At 66.0% G+C, this 22,290-nt stretch carries 29 protein-coding genes; 20 read left to right on the plus strand and 9 right to left on the minus strand.

The genetic code is table 11. The annotated features are described in order from the left end of the window. Positions 1 to 31: 31 nt before the first annotated feature. On the minus strand, positions 32 to 793 hold the full coding sequence (locus A5692_RS20080) for a pyrimidine reductase family protein (protein ID WP_068058983.1): 762 nt from the start codon (positions 791 to 793) through the stop codon (positions 32 to 34). Between A5692_RS20080 and zapE the strand changes: the two genes are divergently transcribed. Further along, on the plus strand, positions 792 to 1,883 hold the full coding sequence (zapE, locus tag A5692_RS20085; protein ID WP_156766177.1) for a cell division protein ZapE: 1,092 nt from the start codon (positions 792 to 794) through the stop codon (positions 1,881 to 1,883). The genes A5692_RS20080 and zapE overlap by 2 nt on opposite strands. On the opposite strand, the gene A5692_RS20090 is transcribed toward zapE, so the two are convergent. The 3 genes from A5692_RS20090 to A5692_RS20100 form a co-directional block, all read right to left on the minus strand. After that, complete coding sequence (locus A5692_RS20090; protein ID WP_068058987.1) at positions 1,861 to 2,379, minus strand: N-acetyltransferase; 519 nt, start codon at positions 2,377 to 2,379, stop codon at positions 1,861 to 1,863. The two genes, zapE and A5692_RS20090, sit on opposite strands and share 23 nt — an antisense overlap. Next, on the minus strand, positions 2,367 to 2,891 hold the full coding sequence (locus A5692_RS20095; protein WP_067927392.1) for a hypothetical protein: 525 nt from the start codon (positions 2,889 to 2,891) through the stop codon (positions 2,367 to 2,369). The genes A5692_RS20090 and A5692_RS20095 overlap by 13 nt, the downstream gene beginning before the upstream one ends. A 100-nt stretch (positions 2,892 to 2,991) precedes the next feature. Beyond that, positions 2,992 to 3,738 (minus strand): Clp protease N-terminal domain-containing protein, encoded by a 747-nt coding sequence (locus tag A5692_RS20100; protein ID WP_068058989.1) that lies wholly within the window; start codon positions 3,736 to 3,738, stop codon positions 2,992 to 2,994. Positions 3,739 to 3,848: 110 nt separating this feature from the next. Between A5692_RS20100 and A5692_RS20105 the strand changes: the two genes are divergently transcribed. From A5692_RS20105 to A5692_RS20125, 5 genes are all read left to right on the plus strand, one after another. After that, on the plus strand, positions 3,849 to 4,181 hold the full coding sequence (locus tag A5692_RS20105; RefSeq protein ID WP_068058991.1) for a DUF732 domain-containing protein: 333 nt from the start codon (positions 3,849 to 3,851) through the stop codon (positions 4,179 to 4,181). Positions 4,182 to 4,240: 59 nt separating this feature from the next. Continuing rightward, a complete protein-coding gene (locus A5692_RS20110; protein WP_068058993.1) occupies positions 4,241 to 4,558 on the plus strand; it encodes a DUF732 domain-containing protein in 318 nt (105 codons plus the stop codon). A 137-nt stretch (positions 4,559 to 4,695) separates the two neighbouring features. Further along, complete coding sequence (locus A5692_RS20115) at positions 4,696 to 6,204, plus strand: sodium:alanine symporter family protein (RefSeq protein ID WP_068058995.1); 1,509 nt, start codon at positions 4,696 to 4,698, stop codon at positions 6,202 to 6,204. An 84-nt stretch (positions 6,205 to 6,288) separates the two neighbouring features. Continuing rightward, on the plus strand, positions 6,289 to 6,633 hold the full coding sequence (locus A5692_RS20120) for a DUF732 domain-containing protein (RefSeq protein ID WP_068058998.1): 345 nt from the start codon (positions 6,289 to 6,291) through the stop codon (positions 6,631 to 6,633). Positions 6,634 to 6,671: 38 nt separating this feature from the next. Beyond that, on the plus strand, positions 6,672 to 7,610 hold the full coding sequence (locus A5692_RS20125; protein ID WP_068059000.1) for a cytochrome c oxidase assembly protein: 939 nt from the start codon (positions 6,672 to 6,674) through the stop codon (positions 7,608 to 7,610). Between the two features lie 15 nt (positions 7,611 to 7,625). Here A5692_RS20125 and A5692_RS20130 read toward each other — a convergent pair whose 3' ends face one another. Continuing rightward, positions 7,626 to 8,546 (minus strand): cation diffusion facilitator family transporter, encoded by a 921-nt coding sequence (locus A5692_RS20130; RefSeq protein WP_068059002.1) that lies wholly within the window; start codon positions 8,544 to 8,546, stop codon positions 7,626 to 7,628. Positions 8,547 to 8,879: 333 nt separating this feature from the next. On the opposite strand from A5692_RS20130, the gene A5692_RS20135 reads away from it, so the two are divergent. Further along, positions 8,880 to 9,215, plus strand: coding sequence for a DUF732 domain-containing protein (locus A5692_RS20135; RefSeq protein ID WP_082962900.1), 336 nt, complete (start codon positions 8,880 to 8,882; stop codon positions 9,213 to 9,215). A 7-nt stretch (positions 9,216 to 9,222) separates the two neighbouring features. Here the strand turns inward: A5692_RS20135 and A5692_RS20140 are convergent, their stop codons facing one another. Then, positions 9,223 to 9,435 carry a hypothetical protein gene (locus tag A5692_RS20140; protein WP_068059003.1) on the minus strand — a complete coding sequence of 71 codons (213 nt, stop codon included), beginning with the start codon at positions 9,433 to 9,435 and terminating at the stop codon, positions 9,223 to 9,225. Positions 9,436 to 10,129: 694 nt separating this feature from the next. Here A5692_RS20140 and A5692_RS20145 point away from each other — a divergent pair. The 13 genes from A5692_RS20145 to A5692_RS20200 all read left to right on the plus strand — a co-directional run bounded on the left by A5692_RS20145 (position 10,130) and on the right by A5692_RS20200 (position 18,905). After that, complete coding sequence (locus A5692_RS20145; RefSeq protein WP_082962904.1) at positions 10,130 to 10,435, plus strand: DUF732 domain-containing protein; 306 nt, start codon at positions 10,130 to 10,132, stop codon at positions 10,433 to 10,435. Positions 10,436 to 10,550: 115 nt separating this feature from the next. Continuing rightward, complete coding sequence (locus A5692_RS20150) at positions 10,551 to 11,273, plus strand: hypothetical protein (RefSeq protein ID WP_156766178.1); 723 nt, start codon at positions 10,551 to 10,553, stop codon at positions 11,271 to 11,273. Between the two features lie 33 nt (positions 11,274 to 11,306). Further along, positions 11,307 to 11,537 carry a hypothetical protein gene (locus A5692_RS20155; RefSeq protein WP_068059010.1) on the plus strand — a complete coding sequence of 77 codons (231 nt, stop codon included), beginning with the start codon at positions 11,307 to 11,309 and terminating at the stop codon, positions 11,535 to 11,537. A gap of 124 nt (positions 11,538 to 11,661) precedes the next feature. Further along, complete coding sequence (locus A5692_RS20160) at positions 11,662 to 11,940, plus strand: hypothetical protein (RefSeq protein WP_068059012.1); 279 nt, start codon at positions 11,662 to 11,664, stop codon at positions 11,938 to 11,940. Positions 11,941 to 12,040: 100 nt separating this feature from the next. Continuing rightward, positions 12,041 to 12,364 (plus strand): hypothetical protein, encoded by a 324-nt coding sequence (locus A5692_RS20165; protein ID WP_068059014.1) that lies wholly within the window; start codon positions 12,041 to 12,043, stop codon positions 12,362 to 12,364. A gap of 80 nt (positions 12,365 to 12,444) precedes the next feature. Beyond that, the gene (locus tag A5692_RS29195; protein ID WP_156766179.1) at positions 12,445 to 12,636 is read left to right on the plus strand and encodes a hypothetical protein; all 192 of its coding nucleotides are present in this window, start codon (positions 12,445 to 12,447) and stop codon (positions 12,634 to 12,636) included. 73 nt (positions 12,637 to 12,709) lie between these two features. Then, a complete protein-coding gene (locus A5692_RS20170; RefSeq protein ID WP_068059016.1) occupies positions 12,710 to 13,210 on the plus strand; it encodes a hypothetical protein in 501 nt (166 codons plus the stop codon). Between the two features lie 79 nt (positions 13,211 to 13,289). Beyond that, positions 13,290 to 13,574: a hypothetical protein gene (locus A5692_RS20175; RefSeq protein WP_156766180.1), complete on the plus strand. Its 285-nt coding sequence runs from the start codon at positions 13,290 to 13,292 to the stop codon at positions 13,572 to 13,574. Between the two features lie 132 nt (positions 13,575 to 13,706). Continuing rightward, complete coding sequence (locus A5692_RS20180) at positions 13,707 to 15,638, plus strand: alpha/beta hydrolase (protein WP_068059021.1); 1,932 nt, start codon at positions 13,707 to 13,709, stop codon at positions 15,636 to 15,638. Continuing rightward, positions 15,619 to 16,191, plus strand: coding sequence for a hypothetical protein (locus A5692_RS20185; RefSeq protein WP_068059023.1), 573 nt, complete (start codon positions 15,619 to 15,621; stop codon positions 16,189 to 16,191). The genes A5692_RS20180 and A5692_RS20185 overlap by 20 nt, the downstream gene beginning before the upstream one ends. Positions 16,192 to 16,319: 128 nt before the next feature. Further along, positions 16,320 to 17,126: an SDR family oxidoreductase gene (locus tag A5692_RS20190; protein ID WP_068059106.1), complete on the plus strand. Its 807-nt coding sequence runs from the start codon at positions 16,320 to 16,322 to the stop codon at positions 17,124 to 17,126. Between the two features lie 133 nt (positions 17,127 to 17,259). Next, positions 17,260 to 18,129, plus strand: a complete 870-nt coding sequence (locus tag A5692_RS20195) for a helix-turn-helix transcriptional regulator (protein WP_369830312.1) — start codon at positions 17,260 to 17,262, stop codon at positions 18,127 to 18,129. A 533-nt stretch (positions 18,130 to 18,662) separates the two neighbouring features. Beyond that, positions 18,663 to 18,905, plus strand: coding sequence for a hypothetical protein (locus tag A5692_RS20200; protein ID WP_068059027.1), 243 nt, complete (start codon positions 18,663 to 18,665; stop codon positions 18,903 to 18,905). Positions 18,906 to 19,049: 144 nt separating this feature from the next. On the opposite strand, the gene A5692_RS20205 is transcribed toward A5692_RS20200, so the two are convergent. From A5692_RS20205 to A5692_RS20215, 3 genes are all read right to left on the minus strand, one after another. Next, positions 19,050 to 19,346, minus strand: coding sequence for a hypothetical protein (locus A5692_RS20205; RefSeq protein WP_231984380.1), 297 nt, complete (start codon positions 19,344 to 19,346; stop codon positions 19,050 to 19,052). 56 nt (positions 19,347 to 19,402) lie between these two features. Continuing rightward, entirely contained in the window at positions 19,403 to 19,885 is a 483-nt protein-coding gene (locus A5692_RS20210; RefSeq protein ID WP_231984385.1) for a hypothetical protein, read from the minus strand. 68 nt (positions 19,886 to 19,953) lie between these two features. After that, positions 19,954 to 21,138 (minus strand): hypothetical protein, encoded by a 1,185-nt coding sequence (locus A5692_RS20215; protein ID WP_231984381.1) that lies wholly within the window; start codon positions 21,136 to 21,138, stop codon positions 19,954 to 19,956. Between the last annotated feature and the right edge of the window lie 1,152 nt (positions 21,139 to 22,290).

The following is a 22,290-nucleotide window of genomic DNA, read 5'->3' on the forward strand; positions in this document are numbered from 1 at the left end:
GCGAAGCCGGGCGCAGCGGGTCGCCGCAAAACTAGGCCTTGACGTAGCGGGTGTACAGGTAACCGGCGTCATCGGTCAGAACGTGGGCACAGCGCATCCGGGTCAGCAGCTGGCTGGGGCCCGTCGCGATGCGCCGGGCCAGGCCGCCGACCAGGTAGGGCGCGATGGTCAGGCAGAGCTCGTCGAGCATGTCGCGCTGGATCAGCGAATCGAGCAGCATCGGCCCGCCCTCGGTCAGGATCCGGCGCAGTCCGCGATCGCCGAGGATCGCCAGCATGGCGGCCTCGTCGACCTCGGCGGGGTCATCGCCGGAGCAGTCGATCACCTCGCACAGGTCGGTGAGCATCTGGCGTGCCGGGGCCGCGGCCGCCGCGCAGGTGAGCACCAGCGGCGGCACCTCGGTCCGGGTGAACACCGCCATGTCGCGGTCCAGGTGACCCGATTTGGTGACGATCGCCAGCGGCGGGACCTCGCTTTGCCCGCGGGCCTGCCGCCGCTGCCGTTGGGCGGCGCTCAGCTGCGCGCCGGAGTAGCCCTCGACCCGCACGGTGCCCGCGCCGACGACGATGACGTCGGCGAGCTCGCGCAGCAGGTTGAACACGAACCGATCGCCGGGGCCGCCCATTGTCCCGCTGCTGCCGCCGGAGGTCGCGCCGCCGTCCACGCTGGCGATGAAATTGGCCCGCACCCACGTCCCGTCGCATTCGGGATAGTCGTAAAACCGGGGGAGTTCACCGTCGCTGAGTTCGCGTACCGATCCGAGCAGCGACAGCGGCGTCTCGGGAAGGCCCATGAGGTTGATTGCAACACGCCGCTACAGTTCTGGCATGCACGGGTCCCCCTCGCGGTCGGTGGCGCGCCTGGTGGACCGGCATCCGACGGTGTCGCCGGAGCGATTGATCGCCCAATTGAGGCCGCCCCCAACGTTCGCCGACGTGAGCTTCGCGACCTATGAGCCCGATCCCGCCCAACCGACGCAAGCGGCCGCCGTCGTGGCATGCCGGGACTTCTGCCGTCAGGCCGTGCAACGCCGCGCGGGCCGGCGAAAGTTGTTGGGCCGACGGGCAGTGCTGCCCGGTGTCGGGTTGTATCTGGACGGCGGGTTCGGCGTGGGCAAGACACATCTGCTGGCGTCGGCCTACTACGAGTTGCCCGGCGACGGGCCGGAGTCGTCAACTCCCAAGGCGTTCGCGACATTTGGGGAGCTGACGCAGCTGGCCGGCGTCTTCGGTTTCGCCGAATGCGTGGACCTGCTGGCCGGCTACACGGCGGTGTGCATCGACGAGTTCGAGCTGGACGACCCCGGCAATACCACGCTGATCTCGCGGCTGCTCTCGTCGCTGGTCGAGCGTGGGGTGTCGGTGGCCGCGACCTCCAACACGCTGCCCGAGCAGCTCGGCGAGGGCCGGTTCGCCGCCCAGGACTTTCTGCGTGAGATCAACACGCTGGCAAGCATTTTCACGACGGTGCGGATCGACGGGCCCGACTACCGGCATCGGGGACTGCCGCCGGCGCCGCAGCCATTGTCGGACGAAGAGGTCGCCGCGCGCGCCACGCTGGTCGACGGGGCGACGCTCGACGATTTCGATGCGTTGTGCGCGCACCTGGCCACCATGCACCCGTCGCGGTACCTGACCCTCATCGAGGGCGTGACCGCCGTGTTCTTGACCGGGGTGCACGGGATCGACGACCAGAACGTGGCGTTGCGGCTGGTGGCGCTGACCGACCGGTTGTATGACGCCGGCATCCCGGTGGCCGCCTCGGGCGACAGGTTGGATTCCATCTTCAGTGCGGAGATGCTCGCCGGGGGCTATCGAAAGAAGTACCTGCGGGCCATGTCTCGGCTGTTGGCGCTGACGGTCAACGAACCGGGCGGGTCATGATGAAGTCGTTCTCGAGACTGGCGCCCACCCGGAAGGTCCGGGTGCCGCTGACCGTGAAGCCGCTCTTGGCGTAGAAGCGTTGCGCCCGTTGGTTGGCCTGGTTGACGCCCAGCCAGACCCGGCGCGCCCCCCATTCCCCGGCCGTGGCCAGCGCGAGGTCCATCAGCGCGGCCGCCACCCCGGTGCCGTGGTACTCGCCCGCGACGTAGATCTTGGACAGCTCGGCGGCGTCATCGTCGCCGGCGTCGCGAATCAGCATGGCGTAGCCGGTGATTCGATCGTCGTGTTCCGCGATCATGATCGCGCGACGCGGGTCGGCCAGGTACTCGGCGAAGCGCCCGGCCGAGAGGTTGGCGTCGACGAAGGCCGCGATGTTCTCCGGTGTCACGGATGCCGGGCAGGCCAACGCAAAGGTGCGCGCGGCGATATCGGCAAGCCGCCGAACGTCGACGGAGTCCTTGGTGACGACGCGGACGGTGCTTGTCAGAGGTTCCACTGCGCGAGGTGGTAGCCCGTCTTCTTGTCCAGCAGCACCACGGTGGAGACGGGATCGCGGTAGGCGTCCCAATACACTTCGCCGCGCACCACCGCACCGTTGGGCGCGTTGGTCAGCACGTTGTCCAGCGCGTCGGGGGCGTCGGTGGCCCGCGGCTTGTAGGCGTCGGCGAACGGCGTCACCCCGTCGAAGCTGAAGTTCGTCGCCATGATGAACGGGTTGGGGACCCGGACGGCATGGACGACTACGTCGGCACGTTCGACGGTGCTGCCCGGGAAGCCCTTGTAGGTGCCTTCGCGGGTGTAGCCGAAGCCCGGCGGCGGATCGCACGGTGACACCCCGGCGACCGTGACGTCCGCGACGTAGGTGCCGGTGTCCACCCGCAGCGTGTCACCGATGTGGCCGATCGGGGCGTCACCGGCCCAGGCGCGGGGAGCGGGAAGAACGGCGACGGCGGTGACGCTCGCCGCGGCGACGAGGAACGCGGACACGACGATCGACCACCGGTGCATCTTCGCCATGTCTTGCCTCCTAGGCACCCTGGGAAGGGGACCTTCGAATGATCGCACACCCGGTCAGGCGGCCGGGAGGGGTCGACCGGACCGGACCCGGTCAGCCCTGCGCGCGGACGCTTGCGCCTGCCGCCAGCGACTCCAGCGCCTTGAGCAGATCGGCCTCGACGCGGCCCTTGTCCACGCCGCAGCGGCGCAGTGGACCTTCGTCGGGCGAGGCGTCCTCCAACTCGAGCAGCGCCAGCAGCAGATGCTCGGTCCCAATGTAGTTGTGGCCCAAGCGAAGTGCTTCCCGGAAGGTCAGCTCGAGGGCCTTGCGCGACGGTCCGCTGAACGGGATGAGGTCGGGGGTCGCGGGGCCCGGCGCGGGCAGCTGCACAGCCGCGCGCAGCGCCTCGGTATCGACCTTCTGCAGGTGCAGCAGCACCGTGGCCAGGGCGGCCGGATCGCTGAGGACGCCGAGCAGCAGGTGGTCGGGGGTGATCTCGTCGTTGCCCGCGTCGTGCGCGGCGTTCTGGGCGGCCACCACCGCCCCCCGCGCCCGCGGGGTGAAGCGGCTGAAACCCTGCTCGGGGTCCAGGGTGGTGGGCTCGGCGCGCGGGACGAACCGCTTCTGGGCCGCCTGTTTGGTGACGCCCATGCTCTTGCCGATGTCGGTCCACGACGCCCCGGAGCGACGGGCCTGATCCACGAAGTGTCCGATCAGGTGATCGGCGACCTCGCCCAAGTGCTCGGCGGCGAGCACGGCGTCGACCAGCTGATCAAGCGCGTCGGTGTGCACCGATTTGATGGCGTTGATCAGCTCGTCGAGGCGGACGGGATAGGCGATGCGGGTCGGGTCGGACATGGCGTCAACGATAGGTTGACGCCTGCCGGATGTCAACCTTGGGTTGACGATCGTTAAGAATTGTTTCGCCGGCTGCGCTCAGGCCCCCGGGTCTGGAATATTTCGAATTTATGAAGCTTGTTCTGACAATTGCCAGCGTTGCGGCCGCTATCGGCTTGGCCGTGCCCGCGCACGCCGACGACACCGACGACGCATTCCTCGCTTCGCTGAATTCGGCCGGCTTCACCTATAACGATCCGGGCCAAGTCATCCAGGCCGCCCACTACGTGTGCTCGGCGGCCAGCAGTGGCACGGCGATGGCGGACATCGCGAAGGCGATGACGTCGAAGGCCGCCGCGCTGACCGAGGAGAAGGCGGAGAAGTTCACCGCGATCGCGGCCAGCGCCTATTGCCCGGACGCGATCTCGTCGTCGACCCCGGCGACCACCACCGCCAGCTCCTGATCGCGCGATTCGCTCCACGAGATGCGGGCCGGCGGCAGCTCTGGAACGATCTTTGAGCCGTGAGGCTATTCCTGGTACTGCTCGCCCTCGGCGCCGCGATCGGCCTGGCCGGTCCGGCCCGCGCCGACGGCAGCGACGACGCCTTCCTCGCCACGGTTCAGGCGGCCGGCCTGACCTATTCGGATCCGGATCAGGCGATCACGTCCGGCAGGTCGGTGTGCAAGTTGGTGAGCGAGGGCGCGCAGTTGGGGGATGTCGTCCGGATGATCCAGATGCTCAATCGTGGGCTGCAGGGGGACGACGCTACCCGGTTCGCGGCAATCGCGGCCAACTCGTATTGCCCCCAGGCGCTTTCGGCGCCCCAAGTCGCCTCCTAGCGGCGGCGTCGCGCTGACAATGTGATCCGCTTTTTACATACCCGCCCCCTAACGGCGAGTGAACGAAACGTGTAATCAACAATTCCTCCATACCATTTCGGCTACGGACAGCGCCCGCAGTCGAAAGGAAGCAGGGTTTGGACTTCCTTCAGCAGCAGTTAGTCGAACCCCTGAGCAACATCCTCAATACGCACGTCCTGATCTATTTGCTGATCGGTGGCGGCGCCTATTTCACGGTGCGCACCCGCTTCATTCAGATTCGTTACTTCGGGCGCATGGTCCGCCAGCTCCGCCGGGCGCACCACTACGACGGTGGGATCTCGTCGTTCCAGGCGTTCTGCGTGGGTCTCGCGTCGCGCGTGGGCACGGGGAACATCGCCGGTGTCGCGATCGCGCTGACGGTCGGCGGGCCCGGTGCCGTCTTCTGGATGTGGGTCGTCGCGGCGGTCGGCATGGCCACCGCGGTGATCGAGGCCACCCTGGCGCAGATCTTCAAGGTCCGCTCGGACGACGGCGCCTTCCGCGGCGGTCCCGCGTTCTACATCGAACGCGGGCTGCGGTCACGGGCGGGCGGCGTCGCCTTCGCCATGCTGCTGGTGATCACGTTCTCGACCGCGTTCAACATGGTGGAGACCAACGCGATCAGCGGGGTGTTGCAGTCGTCGCATGGTATCGGAGTCGGTTGGACCACAGTCGTTTTGGCGGTCCTGGCGGCGCCCGTGCTCTTCGGCGGCGTGCGCCGGGTCGCCCAATTCGCCGGGTCGGTGCTCCCGGTGGTCGCGCTGGCCTACACGCTGCTCGCGCTGGGGATCGTGGCCGTCAACATCACCGAGCTGCCGACGGTGATCAGGGAGATCATCGGCGGGGCCTTCGGAATCCGGCAACTGGCAGGCGGTTTCGCCGGTGGTGTGCTCGCCGCGATGTTCACCGGCGTCAAACGGGGGCTGTTCGCCTGTGAGGCCGGGATGGGCAGCTCACCCAACATCGCCGGGGCCGCGACCGTCAGACATCCGGTGGAGCAGGGCATGATTCAGTCGCTCGCAGTGTTCGTCGACACCATGGTGATCTGCACGGCGACGGCGTTCATCGTGCTGCTGTCGGGTCCGGACACCTACAACCCGGCCCGGTTGGGGGCGGTCGCCGGAGCCAGCCTGACGGAGTCCGCGATCGCCGCCGATCTCGGGTCGTGGACCACGGTGCTGATGACCGCCGTGGTGTTCGTCTTCGCGTTCGCGTCGGTGCTGAGCAACTACGTGATCGCGGAGGCCAATCTGTTCTACCTGGGCGGCCGGCGCCTGGCGGCCAACGTGCTGAAGGTGGTCACGCTGCTGTCCATCGTCTTCGGCGCATTGGCCAAGCTGACGCTGGTGTGGGCGCTCGCCGACCTGACGATGGCGGTGATGGCCATCGCGAACCTGCTCACCATCTGCCTGCTGGGCAAGTGGGCGTTCGCGGCGCTCAAGGACTATCACCGGCAGTTCGCGCAGGGCCGGGCACCGGTTTTCGTCGCCAGCGAGGCGGGCCTGCCCGGTGTGCTCGACGGCGACATCTGGGAACCGGCGGAGCGCCGGCAGGTCGGGGCGCTGCCCGAGTCGTTGACGCTGCGCCGCCCGGCGCTGCGATTCTCCCGGGCTCCGGCGGCATAGCCGGCGCCGGCCGGTCAGAGTGTTCACCCGCCGTTTGCCCGACGAGATGCCATTCGCCGGCGGGTCTGCGAGAATCGCTGCGTTATGCGATTCCTACTGGTTCTGGCGAGCGCCGCCGCCGTGATCGGCCTGGCCGCGCCCGCGAACGCCGACGTCGACAACGATCAGGACTTCCTCAAGGACCTGCGCGACGCCGGCATCACCTACCAGGACGGCGGCAACGCGATCACGATCGGCAAGTCGGTGTGCGAGTTGCTCGACGACGGGCAGTCGGACGCGAAGATCGTGACCGACCTGCGCAACCAGAATCCGGGGTTCCAGGGGGCCAGCGCGGCCAAGTTCACCTACCTCTCCGCGGCGCACTACTGCCCGAAGTACATCACCGGCGACGACCGCGGGCCCAAGCCCGACGGTGCGGCGGGCAACTGAGCGCTGCCGGGGTTGTGCCCGGCAATACTCTGGTCACTGTGCGTGCCGATCTCGGGCCGTTGACGTGGGGCGCCGCGGTCCAGACGTGGCGGCCGGACCTGGTCTGCGTCGCGGTGATCGCCCTGCTCGCCGCCGGATACCTCTGGTGCTATCGACGGGCCCGGAGCGCCGAGCCGTCGGTCGGCCGCGCTCAAGCCGGGTGTTTCGCGGCCGGTGCGGTCGTGTGGTTGCTGGCGACGACGAGCGCGATCGGCGCCTACGCGTACGCGCTGTTCTGGGTGCGCGCGCTGCAGGTGGTGCTGCTGCTTTACGTCGTGCCGCTGTTGATCGCCCAGGGCAAGCCGGTCACGGTCTTGCGGGCCGCGCTGGGGCCCGGTGGCCGCGACCGGCTCGATCGGCTGCTGGCGACGCGCCTGGCCCGGGTGGTCGCGCACCCCGCGACCACGTCGGTGGCGATGCTGGCCACGCCGTGGCTGCTCTACCTGACGTCCTGGTACACCGCGGCCCTGGAGAACGAGTGGGTGGGCACGCCCACTCGAATTGTGCTGGTGGCCATCGGCTTTGGGTATTTCTACGCCCGGCTGCAGGAAGACCCGGTGCCGCGCAGGTACCCGCAGTCGATCTCGCTGCTGATCACCGTCGGCGAGGCCCTCGGCGACGGCGTCCTGGGGCTGGTCATCTGGCAGGGCGCGTTGATCGGCTCGGCGTATTACGCGGATCTGCACCGGACCTGGGGCCCCGATCAGCGGCTCGATCAAACCATCGGCGCCGGCGTCTTGTGGATTCTCGGGGACCTGGTCGGGTGGCCGTTCGTGCTGCTGTTGATGCGCACCCTGTCCCGCGACGAGAAGGCGCACGCGGTGCGGGTCGACGCCGAACTGGACACGGCGGAGGGTGCCGAGGACGGGGGCGTCGCACCGTCGGGCCTGTGGTGGGAGAACGACCCGCAACTGCGCGAGCGGTTCCGCCGGGGCTGACCTCCGGGCCGTGACTCAGGCGGCCCGCGCCGTCCAGGTGAAGTTGTGCATCTCCGGGATCTGCGGTGCCAGCGCGGCGGCGACCTGGCGACCGATCCGGTCGGCCGCGGCCAGGGGAGTGCCGGGATCGAGGAAGCCTTCGACCTCGACGCGAAGGGTCCGCCCGGTCCACCGGGCCCGGGCGTGCGCGTGGGTGACGCCCGGGACCGCGGCGGCGACGGCCTCGGCGGTTGTGACGATCTCGGGGTCGACGCCGTCGAGCAGTCGGTGGGCGATGTCGGCGGTCACCTCCCAGCCGACGTGGCAGATGAATCCGGTGACGACGATCCCGGCGACGGCGTCGGCCCAGCCCCAGCCGAGTGCCACGCCGATCAGACCGAGCATCGCCCCCGCCGACGACAACGCGTCCAGCCAGGAGTGCTTCGCGTCGGCCACCATGGTGGCCGAGCGAATTCGCCTGCCCACCACCAACTTGTAGCGCGCCACCAGTTGGTTGCCGGCGATGCCCACGATCGCCGCCGCGATGCCCCAGCCCAGGTATCCGGTGCCGCCGTGCCGGAGCAGCTTGTTGATGCTCTCGTACGCGGCGACGGCGGCGCTGCCCCAAATCACCAGGGCCACACCAATTCCGGCCAGGTCCTCGGCGCGTTCGTAACCGTAGGGATAGCGCTCGGTGGGAACCTTGCGCGAAGCCCGGAACCCGACGAACACCAGGACGCTGGTGGAGACGTCGGACAGATTGTGCAATGCGTCGCCGAGCAGGGCCACCGAGCCGGACAGCAGCGCGATGGCCAATTCGATGAGCCCGGTCAGTGCGAGTCCGACGGCGCTGACGGCGACGGCCCGGTTGGCCTGTCGACGTTCGGCCGCATCGTCGGTGACGGTGTCGAGGGGGAAGCTTGCCGCCGGGTCACGGACGCCGTTCACGATGTGCATAGGGCAAGCATGCCCGATCGGTCGCCGGCGCCCAACCCGGTTACGCGCTCGGTAGGGCCGGCGCCGGCCGGTTACCGGGCCCGACGTCGCGCACCCGCAGTTTCGTCGCGCAATGCACTTGCCGTGGAGCGCGTACAACCATTCCCGCATAAATGGCTTTCCCGTCAATTAGAAAGCGGTTCCGCGGCGCCCAGGCGAATGTTTTCGAGTTTGCCGAGCACCAATGCATCACGTGTGTAACAGTATTGGCGGATCGAAGCGTCAACTCGTCAGCGCGTCGACCGATGTGCACATTTCGGTCCAGCGGAAAGATAGGCCCACCGAGGAGTCATCATGAAGAACCCGACACGTCTGACCGGCCCGTTCGCTGCCGTTGTGGCTACCATGGCCGTCGTCGCCACCCCGATCGCGAACGCCGACTCGACGGACGACGTTTTCCTGCAGGCGCTTACGAAGCAGGGAATCACCTTTACCAACCTGTCGGACCAGACCGTCGTCAACGCCGGACATGGAGTTTGCCAGGACTGGGCCAATGGTGCGACTCTGGCGCAGACCCTGTCCGACGTACAAGGCGCGCTCGGGTTGAGCGACCACAATTCGGGTTACTTCATCGGTGCGGCGACGCAGTCTTACTGCCCGCAGTACGTCAGCAAAGCCACGCAGAGCTGACGCGCGGTCACTTGTCCTGATCGGGGCGCGGGGTGCGGTCGCGCGACGGGCGGGCGCGCCTCGGGAGGAACATGAGCATCACCGGGAACCGCAGCAGCGCGTCGCGGTGGGAGATTTCGAGGAACACGGTCTCGATCTCGAGGTTCCTGATCGGCTGCCGTTCCATCATCAAACGGGTCCGCAGGTAGTGCGGGGTTTTCAGCCACTCGATGAAATTCATGCCCGCGACTCTACCCCGGCGGCGAAAGTCATTGCGGGGCAGAAAAATTTGCAGAACTGCGCGTCTACTTGGTCATATCCGGGGGCGAACGATTAGCCGCCGCTGACCCGCCGCAAATCGACTGCCGCCCGCGCGATCCCGTCGTCGGGGTGCCCTGTCGTCACCGCCGATTCGCAGGAATTCTGCAGGTCTTGGACAGGGCCGGACGACTAAAATTCGGAGGGTGAACGCGCGGGCCGAAGGCTAGCGGCGATCGCTTCGGTGGGTACTCCGGCGATGAGAAAGCCCGCAGCCATATTTCTGGCCGTTGGGGCCGTAATGCTCAGCGGCGCCGTCGCTCACGGTGACTCGCGGTCGCCGGGCCCGACGCCCCCACCGGGTACGCCCAAATGCCTGAGCTTCGATGGGCCGCAGTTGAACTGGCTGCCGTGCGGATGGACCACGGATGGCAAGCGCTGGACTCCGCCGCCGCCACCTCCACCCGGGCCGTGACTGTGCCCACGGCCGGATTGCGCATTCGGCGCCCGCGAAGCCGATTATTCAACTTTCGATAAGCTGTATTTTCCCTAGTTTTCCTAGTCTTCGAATCCTGCCGCATTGGAGCCGTATCCTGCGGGCGCCGTCAACGGCACGAAGAAAGGAAGCGGATCAAATGCCCTCATCTCGCTGGCCGGCGCGACTGGCCGTCCCCGTCATGGTTGGTGCCGCCCTCATTGCCAGCACGGGGATCGCGACCGCCGATGCCAACGACGACGCCTACCTGGCTCAACTGCGCGCTCAGGGCTTCAACTGGCCGCCGGACCACGACGCCGCGCTCATCGGCATGGGGCGCCTCATCTGCGACGATCTCGGGTGGGGCTGGACGTACGACCAAATCGCCCAAAACATCCACGCCAACCTGGACCCGAGAAACGTCACGCTCGGGGACGTCCACACCATGGTGACGTTGGCGCACTCGACCTATTGCCCGCTGCAGCGGTGCTGGACCGACCACTGCTGACGCTGAATTCTTAGGGCCATTTCTAAGACACGGCCATTGTTTCCGGTGTAGCGTCCCGATCAATTTCATAGGGGCGTGGCGGAAAGACCGGGCAATGAAAGCAGCAATGGCGGCGATGACGGCAGCCGTTTTTGCGTTGGGTCTGCCGAGTGCCGCGCCGGCCCGTGCCGAGACCACCGGCACCGTGAAAGCGCCGACCACCCCGCGCATGAATGCCGCCAACCTGAAGGCGGGCCAGGAGGGCGTATACAACGCCGGGCAGGTCCTGACCCTGGTGTGCCACGCCGCGGGCGAGCCGGTCAAGGGCTTCTTCAGCTACCAGATCGGCGACGGCGGTTGGGACAGCCTGTGGTACAAGACATCTGACGGTCACTACGTCGCCGACGTCGACATCGACACGCGCACCCTCGACGCCCTGGGCCCCGACTGCGGCGGTGGGGGAGCGGCCCCGGCGGCGGCGACCGGCGAAGACAAGGCGGCTCGGGCGATGGCGTGGGCGCGTGGCCAGATGGCCGCGGATCCGGACAACACGGTGCAATGCGAGACGTTCGTCGAGCAGGCGTACAACCACGCGTTCAGATACCCGTCGGCGATGGACGCCTTCAACGATTTCAACCGCAACGGGCTGATTCACACCAACGCCGACAACATTCCGGAGGGGGCGCTCGTCTTTACGAGCAATCCGGGATTCGATCACGGCACCGGGCACGTGATGCTCAGCGAGGGCAACGGCCAATACCTCACCGCCAATTACTTCACCCCGCCGCACATCCGGGAACTTCGACCAAGTCCCTACGATTCGCAGAACATCTTCCTCGGGTGGGCCTACGCGCCATAGGTTGCCCTCGCGTCCTGTGGTACGTACGACCCCATGAACAATCCTTCACCGGGCCCGGGATGGTGGCTGGCATCCGACGGCAAGTGGTATCCGCAGCAGTGGGAGTACACGTGGGATTACCGCGAGGGGGACACCGCCATGGACGAGATGAAACTGAAGGCCGACGAACTGGGCCGCCAGGGGTGGGAGATGGTCGGACTCGACGCCGACCACCGGGGCGCCTTTTCCGTCGCATGCTTCTTCAAGCGGCCGATCGCGCCGTGACCCGGCCGCAGTGGCGGCGCGGACTCCGCTGAGGAGCGAGCGGCGCAAGTGGGTAACCAAGCCAGTAGCGCGCCGGGACGCGCCGATTCCAGCGATCAGGTCACTACTCGGAAGGCGGCATCGGATGGTTCGTGAGGAGGGCGGCCGGTGGGACGTCAGCATCAAGGACGACGCGGTTTATCTCGAGCGCGTATCGCAGGACGACGAGCGGTTGTTCGACGAGTCGTTGGCGTCTGACGAGGCGCGCGACTTGGCTGAGCTGCTGACGAAATTCGCGGACAAGCTCGATCGCTCCGAGAAGTCCAAGGATTCGGACGACGAGGACGACGAGAACAAAGACCACGACGACGAGGACGACGAAGACGACGAGGACGAAGACGACGAGGACGACGACAAGGACTAGGTGGGCGGGCGTCTGCGAGCAGCTCGCGCCCGACTTAGAAATTGACAGCCGGCGCAACGTCGAACGCGTCGGCCGGTCGCCGCGATGACATCATGGGCGGATGACCACCCACACCTGCCTGGGTTGCGGGCTGAAAACCCGCTACTCCTATGGGCGTGCCTGCATGGGGTGCGGCCTGAAAACCCACCGCTCGTATGGTGATCGACCGGATTGGCAGCCGCAGGCCGCGGCGGCTTTTGCGGCGCCGGCACGGATCGTCGCCCTCAGCGAACGGCATCCGACGGCCGCGATGGCGCTGACGGTGCCGAGCGTCATCATCGCCATAGCCGCGGTGGCGACCTACCCACTGGTGTTCGTGCCCTTGCTGGTTCTGCTCGGCGCGGCCTTGGTGGCCTCAGTCCGCTACGAGGAAGCCTCGAAGTAGTTCGCTGGTCGACGGGACGGCGATGGATGACACGAGCGTCTGTAGCAGTTGGCAGTTTCAGCGCTGCCGATGGGTGAAGCGTGCCCCTTAAGCGTGTTGACGAGTTGAAGCCCGGCGACAAGATCCGCATGAAGATCGGGCACGCCACCGTCGTCGCGACCGAAGCCCTCGAGGGTGACCGCACCCTGCTGACCTTTTACTACGGGACCCAACACGCGGCCGACAACGCCCTCACCGTGGATGTCCTCGCCGATGATGAGTGGGGTTGGTGAGGCAACCGGCCAGACTCTTGCTCGTGACGGACCGGCGTATGACTATGAAGGGGTACGGCCTCAAGGAGAAGCGATGACGTCGGACCGCGTGAAACGCTTCGTCGGGCTGTGCGCTGCGTCGCTGCCGATCGCCATGTTGATTCCCCCGACCGCGGTCGCCGACAACCCGTCGTGGAACGGCCAGTACGCGATCACGTTCATGGTCGGTCCCAAGGCCGGCACCAGCATGGCGGTCGGCAATCCCGAGGGGCAGCACACCGAGACCTACGGTTTCCGCTCGAGCTGCACGAACGGCAAGTGCGTCGCCACCATCGTCAGTGGCCCGCCGCCGACCAACCCGACGGTTCCGCAGCCGATCCAGTTCACGTGGGATGGGAAGTCCTGGTCGCAAACCAACGACTTCCAGTGGGACTGCATGATGCCCGACACCTCGATCCAGTGGAACCCGGCGCGAGCGACCGTGCGCTACACGCCGCAACCCGACGGGTCGCTCGACGGCCTGATGCACACCGAGATCTTGAGCGGCGCGTGCCAGGGCACGATCGATATGGACATGAAGGCCGAGCGCGTCTGAATTCGTCCCGACGACACCACTGCTCGAATTCAAACCGTTTGCTGATTACTCAGCGTTACGGCTGGGTATTCGTGAGATCGTGCGGGTCTTCTCCGTTGCTGGTGCGGTCGGCATGGCCATCGGCATGCTGGTGGCCCCAACGGCGCGCGCCGACTTGAGTGGTTACGGAAATTGCGTGGGAAGCATTACGCAGGTCCCGCTGTGGGAGCACGACACCCAGAATCAGCAGCTCATCGGGGCTATTGAGCAGGACCTCAATTCCGGTGTTTCACCCGCCGCCGAAGCCCGGAAGGTGTCGCGGATGGGATTCGACCCGCGTTTGGCCAATCGGATCGTGGAGTGCGTGATCCAGGAGCGCCCGTAAAAGCCCTCAGCGGGCGTCTCCCGTCAGCCGGCCGATCTGTCCACGGCCACGACAAACATCGACGTCGCCGCGGGGGCTGCGGAGGTAGCCTCATAGGCGGTTGAAGGACTGGGGCTTTTTGGGGGCGGTGCAATGCAGCTGAAATGGCTCAACGTCGCCGACCTGATCGCGAAAGCCGGCGGCGATCCCTGGGCGATCAATCAGAGCTTGCAGGCCGGCAGCCCGTCTCAGATCTCGAGCCTGGCCGAGGCGTTCCATGGCGCGGGCCGGCACACCGCGGAAGCCGACCACGCGTTCGAGCAAGCCCGGAAGCGCTTCGACGCCGCGTGGAACCACCAGAACGGCGACCACCCCATCAACGACTCCCAAGAAGTGCAGCGGGTGGTCAAATCCCTTGGCGCACAGTCGGAGCAGTTACCCAAGATCGGTGCCGACTTGGAGAACATCGCCGCCGCGTTGGCCGAGGCGCAGAAGGCCGGCGCGCAGCGGATCGCCACGCTGGAACATGAGCTGCAGGGGCTCGACAACCTCATCGACGCCGCGGAACACGATCTGCAGCACGGCAACCTCGACGCGAAGTCCCGGGCCTTCCTGGAGATGTTGATCGAGGACGCGAAAGCCGACGCCGCCGACGATGTCCGGGATGCTCTGCGCGACATGGCGTCAATCCGGGACGGCTACTCGGCCACGCTGCAGAACTGCCTGGGCAATCTGCGCACCGACGGCTACGACCCGAACATCCTCCAGCCCGTCGACGCCGACAGCCAGATCCCACCGCCAAGCACCAAACCCGAAGACGTGAACCGCTGGTGGACCTCGCTGACCCCGCAGCAGCGCCAACGATTCATCGCCGAGCACCCCGACCAGATCGGCAACCTCAACGGCGTCCCCATCCTGGCGCGCAATCAGGCCAACCTCGCGGTGATGAACCAAGACCTCGGCCGGGTGCGCGACATCGCCGGCCGCAAGGGCGTCTCGGTCGACGACGTACTGCGCGACCCCGCGAAATTCGGGCTGTCGGCCACCGACGTCACCCGATACCAGAACGCCAACGAGACCAAGCTGGGCCTCGACCACGACGCGGGAGACCCGCTTCATCCGAACCCGGTCTACCTGTTCGCTTACGACCCAACGGCGTTCGGCGGCAAGGGCAGGGCGGCGATCGCGATCGGCAACCCCGACACCGCGAAGAACACCGCGGTGATCGTGCCCGGCACCAGCAGCAGCGTCAAGGGCGGCTGGCTGCACGACGGCCACAATGACGCGATCAACCTGTTCGAACAGTCCAATGCCGCCGACCCGAACAACCCGACGGCGGTTATCGCGTGGATGGGTTACGACGCCCCGAACGGCTTCGACGACGTTCAGCGCATCTCGACACCCGCACTGGCCCGCACGGGCAGCGCGGCCCTGGCGCAGGACGTCAATGGTCTGTGGGCGACGCACCTCGGCGCCGGCCAGCATGTCACGGTGCTGGGGCACTCCTACGGTTCGACCACCGTCGCCGACGCCTTTGCGTTACATGGCATGCACGCCAATGACGCTGTGCTTCTGGGTTGCCCGGGCACCGACGCGGCCCAATCCGCGGCGCAGTTTCACCTTGACGGTGGACACGTCTTCGTGGGAGACGCATCCACCGATCCGGTCGGCATGCTCGGCCATCTCGATGGGGCGAGCAAGAAGTTGTTCGGCGAGAACTTCTTTGGAACCAACCCCAGCCTGGGTGCCGACCCCGCCGTCGACGGGTTCGGGTCGGTGCGGTTCCGCGCCGAGGTTCCCGGGTCCGACGGCATCAACCCCCACGACCACTCGTACTACTACCACCGCGGCAGCGAAGCCCTCTATGGCATGGCCGACATCGTCTCCGGCCACGGCGACCAACTCCAAGCCGACGGCATGACGGCCGAACACCGCCATTCGTTCGGGGGAGTACAAGTCCGAATCCCGGGCCTGCCCCCGGTCACCATCGGCCCGCACACGCCGGCCGTCATTGACCCGGAATGGGAGCGGTCGCCAGGATCTATCACCGACAACCATGTGTTCGATGCTCAACACCACCATTAAGGAACAACGCGTGCCGTTGCGCCAAGCCCTGCTCACTTCCGTATTGGTCGTCGCCATGTTGTTAGGAGGATGCGCGCCAGTGCAACACAAACCACCAGCAAGCGGATCTACCAACCCGTATGAAGACACCGCCCACCCCATGAGCGACGACCAGACCAAGGCCCAGGTGATCGAGCCGGCCAGACAAATCGTCGCCGCCGCCAACCTGGACGGGGTCAGCGGCGCGTTCTCCTTCGCCTCCTGCAACGACCAAGGCGACCCGCCGTTTCAGGGCACCGTCACGCTCAGCTTCCTGATCCACGGCGACCCCGACGCCTATTTCCAGCAAGTACGAACGGCGATGATCGCGCACGGCTGGAACGACGGTGCGCCGCCCGGCCAGCATTACCACGGGGCGACGCTCAACAAAGACGGCGTGGCCGCCAGCATCAGCTTCATGCCGTCCGACCACAGTTACGGGCAGATCATCCTCGATGGCCAATGCCGAAACATGGGCAACCACAAGGGCGAAGGTCAGTGGACCAACATCAACGACCAGTTGGCCGCGCGATAAGACTCAGCTGAGTGGGGATGCGGATGTCGCTGCCTGGGTAACGCCCGTGGGGATTCAAGGGTGGCTGTCTCAGTACCTGTATCGCCAGGGTCTCCCGGGGGCCCCGCACGCCTGTCAAGCTGGTGGAGATGGCGGACAACCAATTCACCTCGCACACAGGACTTTTCGATCTGAGTGGAAAGTACGCACTGGTCACCGGTGGCACCAGGGGCATCGGGCTGATGATAGCGCGCGGCCTTCTGCAGGCAGGCGCCCGCGTTGTCATCAGCTCACGCAGTGCAGACGCGTGCGCGGAGGCGCAGCGGCAGCTGTCGAAATTTGGTGACGTGCAGGCGATCCCCGCCGATCTGTCCAGCCACGAGGAGTGTCAGCGCCTCGCCGACCTCGTGACGTTGAACTCGGAACGCCTGGACATCCTCGTCAACAACGCGGGAGCGATGTGGCGCGAACCGCTGGCGACGTTCCCGGACGAGGCCTGGGACACTGTGATCGACCTCAACCTCAAGTCGCCGTTCTGGCTGGTGCAAGCGCTGCTGCCCGCGCTTCGCAGAGCGGGCACCGCCGATGATCCCGCGCGGATCATCAACATCGGCAGCATCGCCGCCATCCACGTCGCCCAGTCGCCCAACTACTCGTATGCCAGCAGCAAAGCGGCACTCCATCAACTCACCAGAGTGCTTGCCAGAGAGCTGGGCCCACAGCACGTCACGGTGAACGCGATAGCACCGGGAGTGTTCCCGTCGCAGATGATGGCGGCCACGCTCGATGCCATCGGCGACACGATCGCGGCGGCGGCCCCGCTGCGCCGGCTCGGCCGCGACGACGACATGGCGGGGACCGCCGTGTTTCTCGCCAGCCGGGCCGGGTCCTACCTCACGGGCGCCATCATCCCGGTCGACGGCGGCATCGCCACGACCGCGTCGGGTACGCCCTAGGCGTCGGTGCGCGGCTTTAGCGGCGGTCAACGCTCCCTCCGGGACACCGCGAGGATGGGCAATGCAGTCGTCGGGGTACCAGCAGTGCCTCCCTTTGCCTGCGCGGCGCGCCTACGGTGAGGGGATGCCCACGATGGATCCACGCACCGAGATCCGGGAGTTTCTCAGCTCGCGTCGCGCCCGCATCGCACCCGAGCAGGCGGGCCTGCCCGCCTACGGCGGCAATCGTCGGGTCAAAGGTCTGCGTCGCGAAGAGGTAGCGCTTCTGGCGGGGGTATCGGTCGACTACTACGTGCGCATGGAGCGCGGCAGCCTCGCTGGCGCCTCCGACGGCGTGCTCGACGCGTTGGCCTCTGCCCTACAACTCGACGAGGCCGAGCGCGACCACCTGTTCCACCTCGCACGCCAATCCGGTGCGCCCAACCGCCCACGTCGGCACAAGCCGGCCGTGACGGTGCGCTCGACACTGCAGCAGGTGCTCGACGCCATCTCCGATGCGCCGGCCTGTATCCATAACGGCCGTTATGACGTGCTCGCCATGAATCAACTGGCCCGCGCGCTGTATTCACCGGTGCTGGCCGACCCGCGACGGCCCGCGAACACAGCGCGGTTCGTCTATCTGCACCCCGAGGCGGCCCGAGAATTTTTTGTCGACTACGACCAAATCGTCAGGGACGCGGCCGCGAAGCTACGCATGGAAGCCGGCCGCAATCCGCACGACGAGGAGCTGATCGCCCTAGTCGGCGAACTGTCCACGTGCAGTGAGCTATTCCGGCAACGGTGGGCATCTCAGGACGTGCGGCTGCACCGGTCCGGCCGCAAGCGTCTGCACCATCCGGTCGTGGGCCAACTCGACCTGGACGTCGAGTCCCTGGAACTGCCCGACGAACCCAACCTGCGCCTCAACGTCTACACCGCTGCCGCCGGTACGCCGACCGCCGACGGTCTAGCGCTACTGGCGTCGTGGGCGGCCACCCAACAGATGCCGGCGACCGAACTCTGAGCACCCGCAATCGCTACTCCCACGGCGAACGCAGCGAAAGCGTCGACGTGCTGATGCTCGGGTGATTCACGCGCAGACCTGGCGGTGCATGGAGCTCTTCGAGTTCGCACATCCTGAGCACTTCGAGCGGATGTGTAAAGCCACAGAAGCGGATCCAAGCGCTATTTCGTGACTCACCTGAACGGTCACTCAGCGGGGTATTCCCAAATGTTCGTATGGTTCAACTCATGGTGATGTACACACACCATCGTCTTGCCTTGCCCATCCGTCGTGGGAGGCGCCCCCAACGGACACTGATCCCCCGGCGCCGGCGATAACGGCGCCAAGACCAACGCCGCAGCAATAAATGCGGATATCATCGTCGCGCTCCTTTCGCTAGCCGCTGCTCATAGCACGACGTCAACAGCAGCAGAGTTCAAAGAACACGGTTACCGTGGTCGCGGCGTTACCTGAGTCTTGTGTCTGATGATCTCGCGGCGCTCGTCGCGTTCGTGGATGGGTGGCGTCGACGGCGGTATTGAGCGTGGGCGGTGATGCTGGCGATTGACCCGTATGTGAGCACCGCCGAGTCGTTCCTGACGGCGTTCGATCGGCTGCCGTTGGATGCCGCGACGCCCGTTACCGATCAACGCTGGCGATGCTCGGCACGTGGCGCGATTGGCCGCGTGGCTTTCGGTTCAGCGAACCAATCGTTCGTGCGTCACGGTTACACCGATGTGCGTTCGATTTGTGGGATGCCGTGCTGTGTTGGCTTGAGCAGCCCGCAGGCCGGATAGGAGACGGAGCAACGTTCCAAGCTAGGACGAGAAGAGAGGCGGCACAGCGTGTTCGGGAGGATGACAACAGCGGTCGTACGCCCATGGACAAATCGGCACAGCTGAAGCGGAATGTGACGCGTCCGCCGGTCACCGTATAAGTGTTTAGCGCGGGGCGATGAGCGTGCGGCCTTCGTCCTGGCAGCCGGCGACGAAATCAGCGGGGGAGTCCACTCGGTTGATCTTTCCGCTTTTCAAATCGCTGTTCAGGACTCTTTGGCAGTACTGGGCCCAGTCGGTAGTGGGGCTCAGTTGGACGTGGTACTGCTGAACCTGTTCGTCAATCGCCTGTTTGCCTTGCCCATAAGAGGGCGAGTCAGGATCGGCCGCCGCGACAGGCGTGAACACGAAGGCGGCGGCGCTCATAAGCGCTGCCAGGCCCAATCCGCGGCGGTAACTCACGGTGAAATCGTACCTCTTTGCCGCAGTCGCAGGTTTTGTGGGAGCTGTGAGCTGCTTTAGAAAGTCCATGAGCCGGAAGGTTGAAGGACGAACCCCCGGTTGACGGTTGGGTCGATGCAGGCGGTGAGCCGGTCAGCGCCCACAAGGCAGGTGATGTCGGCTTTGGTGATCTTTTGGCCCACGTTGAGCAGCGGAGACGTGATGACCGGGCACCCCGTGCCCTTCTGAAATGTGTACGGACCGAGATCGGTCGGAAGCGACGTCGGCGATCCCACCACCGAGCAGCCGTCACTGCCCACCGGGGCGTTCTCAGGCAACCCCGGAAGCGGTCCATCACAGCTCGCACTCACGTGATCACCCGGCTTGGCCGGATTGGGCAGGATGCATTGCAGTCCGTCGGGGGTGGCGAAATAGGCGGCGCCGCCCGCGCGGGCGGCCGAGGTATACGGTCCGGGATCGACAGCTTGAAAAGCGTTGAGGTCGGGAAACTTTGGCGGTGCCGCCGTAGCGACGCCGGGAGTTGAGCGGGAACACCCCATCCCCAACACCGCGATGGCTACGGTTGAAACCGCTATGGCCGCTCTGCTTGACACGCCGTCTCGCCTCCCTAATGTTGGACGCCAAAGCTCGTCGTCCAGGTATTCGGGTCATAGATCGGCCCTGGCGGCCACGTACTCACCCGCAGCTGTACCGTTTCGAGCCCCGTCGCCGGATTAAGGGATGTGCCGATCACCGTAGGGCCGTAGACAGTTGGAAGTTGGTTCGGCGCGATCAATGTTTGGGGTGTGGCCCCCATCAGTCCTTGCGGGGTGGCCGCGGTGATGGCTTGCACCGGGCCTCCGTTAGTGGCGCCGACGAGCATGAACCCGCCGCCTTGCAGCGAAACCACTTGGCTTTCACGGTCACCGGGCAGGCTGACATTGCCCACCCGCTGCAAGGAGTTGACCCACGCATTGGGTTTGGCCGGGTCGATCGGTCCCGACACCCAAAGGCCGCGGTTAGTGTCGCCGACTTTGTTGCTTGTGTTCCCGATGATCACCATTTGTTTGGTTGCCGGGTCGTACACGCCGGAGGCTTGATAAATGCCCGGCAGGTCGCCGACTTTGACGGGGTGGCCGGGGTCGGTGTAGTCCCAGACGCTGCCGTTGGTCGCGTACTCGTTGACCCCATCCTGAACGCTGCCGTCGGGGTGGCTGAAGAACGCGTACCGGTGGCCGTCAGGCCCGAGCGCGGTTCCCGTCGGCAGTGGCCGGGTGCCCGGCGGACCCTGTGCCAATTCTGAGGCTGGGCTGCGGGGGAAGCCGTCGCGCGGATCGCCGCCAAACGTGGGGCCTTGCCCGTCCTGGAACTGGTCCTGTAGGTCGTAGGTGTTCTGCTCGTGCTGAGGTGGCCCGGCGGGGCCGGTGATCCTGGGATCGGGGGCAGGGCCTTGCCCGTCCCCGAAGCCGGCCGGCTTGAACTCACTCACGGCCTGCGCGTCCTGCGGGGTCAGGTTGCCATTGACCTGCGCCTGATGCAGCGACCTCGCGTAGACGTCCCGAATCGAATTCATCTGCTTCAAGGCGTCGCGCGTGTCGTCGTCAGCGTCCGCGTGCGCGTCGCGGATCAACGCCTCCAGCTGAGCCCGACTTTTCGCGTCGAGTGGTTCCTGCAGATCCTTTTTCGCCGCAGTGATGAGCTTGTCCAGAAGCCGCAGCTGCCGCTCCAATAAGGCGATCTCCGCAGCGCCCTCCTTCTGCGCCGCAGCCAGCATTCCCGCGATGTTCTCCAAGTCGTCGCCGATCTTTGGCAACTGCTCCGTCTGCAGCCCAAGCGATTGGTGAGTCGCTCGACCTCAGCGGAGCCATTGATCGGATGGTCGCCGTCCTGGTGATTCCACGCCGCATCGAAACGCTTGCGGGCTTGCTCGAATGAGTGCTCGGCCTCCGCGGAGCATCGGCCCGCGGCGTGGAATGCCTCCGCGAGCTGAGAAATCTGGAAAGGGCTGCCCGCTTGCAAGCTCTGATTGACCGCCCACGGACCACCGCCTGCGGCGCCGACAAGCTCCGCAAAGCTCAGATTCTCGAACTGCATCGCACCATAAAGCGGCTGGCCAGCACCGACGAAATCGCCGCACCCTTCATACGCCGGTGTAGCACCGTGAGCGAGAAGCAGTCAATCAGCAGATCGTGGCCACCAAGCAAGGCATAGTGCGCTCGAACAACCTGTAGGTGTTGCCAGGAGCTGCCTGTGAACGTCAACTTGGGTAAACGCTTTGGCATTGGTGATGTCGCGCCGCACTTCTCCTCAGTCGAGGAACGCCCGCTCGTGCCGCTGGCGGCCGTGTCTCCTTAAGCTGGATGGACGGAGCGCGAACCGGGACACACTTCAGATCCTGCGTGGGCCGACAAGAGGCCAGTGACGAAATGGAAAGACCTCGACGAAAAGACGCGTACCCCGCAGTACTCAATACCTGACCGTTCTCGGTCAGCAGCTGGCCGAGAAGATGAAACCCGTCATCGGCGCGTTAACGGGACCGTGTTGCCAGCAGTGCAGAACTACTCGGACTCCATGTCATCGGTGACCAAGTAGACCTCCTGGTGAAGGCTTATGGCACGAGCGAGTTCGAGCAAGTCATCCGTCGCGCGCTTGTACTCGGCGGCGTCCGCATTGGTCATGGGGTCCAGTATCGGCAAATGTGCTCGTGTTGGGCCCGTTCATCCAATAACTCGTCGATATGCGTGGTCGCCGGCCTCCGTCGGTCCGCCTCCCATACCGTGCGGCGTATGCCGTCAGCACCCCATACTTTCGGAGTTTCTTGACCCCCCCGTCGACGCCGCGCCGTCGCACAATCTCGTCGATCAGCATCGACATGGACTGCCCCTCGGCGCGCATCCGAATGAGCCAGTCGGGTTCGTCGGGAATGATTGGACCGTTCGTCATGGCTAGCTACCTCTATATCTGG

Origin of the sequence: Mycobacterium sp. E342 (genome assembly GCF_001667665.1) — a bacterium.
GTDB lineage: Bacteria > Actinomycetota > Actinomycetes > Mycobacteriales > Mycobacteriaceae > Mycobacterium.

What these genes read in the sequence shown, in the direction of transcription:
- zapE (WP_156766177.1), top strand. Translation starts at nt 792, where the DNA reads ATGAGGTTGATTGCAACACGCCGCTACAGTTCTGGCATGCACGGGTCC.
- A5692_RS20080 (WP_068058983.1), bottom strand. Translation starts at nt 793, where the DNA reads ATGGGCCTTCCCGAGACGCCGCTGTCGCTGCTCGGATCGGTACGCGAA.
- A5692_RS20095 (WP_067927392.1), bottom strand. Translation starts at nt 2,891, where the DNA reads ATGCACCGGTGGTCGATCGTCGTGTCCGCGTTCCTCGTCGCCGCGGCG.
- A5692_RS20100 (WP_068058989.1), bottom strand. Translation starts at nt 3,738, where the DNA reads ATGTCCGACCCGACCCGCATCGCCTATCCCGTCCGCCTCGACGAGCTG.
- A5692_RS20105 (WP_068058991.1), top strand. Translation starts at nt 3,849, where the DNA reads ATGAAGCTTGTTCTGACAATTGCCAGCGTTGCGGCCGCTATCGGCTTG.
- A5692_RS20120 (WP_068058998.1), top strand. Translation starts at nt 6,289, where the DNA reads ATGCGATTCCTACTGGTTCTGGCGAGCGCCGCCGCCGTGATCGGCCTG.
- A5692_RS20130 (WP_068059002.1), bottom strand. Translation starts at nt 8,546, where the DNA reads ATGCACATCGTGAACGGCGTCCGTGACCCGGCGGCAAGCTTCCCCCTC.
- A5692_RS20135 (WP_082962900.1), top strand. Translation starts at nt 8,880, where the DNA reads ATGAAGAACCCGACACGTCTGACCGGCCCGTTCGCTGCCGTTGTGGCT.
- A5692_RS20140 (WP_068059003.1), bottom strand. Translation starts at nt 9,435, where the DNA reads ATGAATTTCATCGAGTGGCTGAAAACCCCGCACTACCTGCGGACCCGT.
- A5692_RS20145 (WP_082962904.1), top strand. Translation starts at nt 10,130, where the DNA reads ATGGTTGGTGCCGCCCTCATTGCCAGCACGGGGATCGCGACCGCCGAT.
- A5692_RS20150 (WP_156766178.1), top strand. Translation starts at nt 10,551, where the DNA reads ATGACGGCAGCCGTTTTTGCGTTGGGTCTGCCGAGTGCCGCGCCGGCC.
- A5692_RS20155 (WP_068059010.1), top strand. Translation starts at nt 11,307, where the DNA reads ATGAACAATCCTTCACCGGGCCCGGGATGGTGGCTGGCATCCGACGGC.
- A5692_RS20160 (WP_068059012.1), top strand. Translation starts at nt 11,662, where the DNA reads ATGGTTCGTGAGGAGGGCGGCCGGTGGGACGTCAGCATCAAGGACGAC.
- A5692_RS20165 (WP_068059014.1), top strand. Translation starts at nt 12,041, where the DNA reads ATGACCACCCACACCTGCCTGGGTTGCGGGCTGAAAACCCGCTACTCC.
- A5692_RS20170 (WP_068059016.1), top strand. Translation starts at nt 12,710, where the DNA reads ATGACGTCGGACCGCGTGAAACGCTTCGTCGGGCTGTGCGCTGCGTCG.
- A5692_RS20180 (WP_068059021.1), top strand. Translation starts at nt 13,707, where the DNA reads ATGCAGCTGAAATGGCTCAACGTCGCCGACCTGATCGCGAAAGCCGGC.
- A5692_RS20185 (WP_068059023.1), top strand. Translation starts at nt 15,619, where the DNA reads ATGCTCAACACCACCATTAAGGAACAACGCGTGCCGTTGCGCCAAGCC.
- A5692_RS20190 (WP_068059106.1), top strand. Translation starts at nt 16,320, where the DNA reads ATGGCGGACAACCAATTCACCTCGCACACAGGACTTTTCGATCTGAGT.
- A5692_RS20195 (WP_369830312.1), top strand. Translation starts at nt 17,260, where the DNA reads ATGGATCCACGCACCGAGATCCGGGAGTTTCTCAGCTCGCGTCGCGCC.
- A5692_RS20200 (WP_068059027.1), top strand. Translation starts at nt 18,663, where the DNA reads ATGCTGGCGATTGACCCGTATGTGAGCACCGCCGAGTCGTTCCTGACG.
- A5692_RS20210 (WP_231984385.1), bottom strand. Translation starts at nt 19,885, where the DNA reads ATGGGGTGTTCCCGCTCAACTCCCGGCGTCGCTACGGCGGCACCGCCA.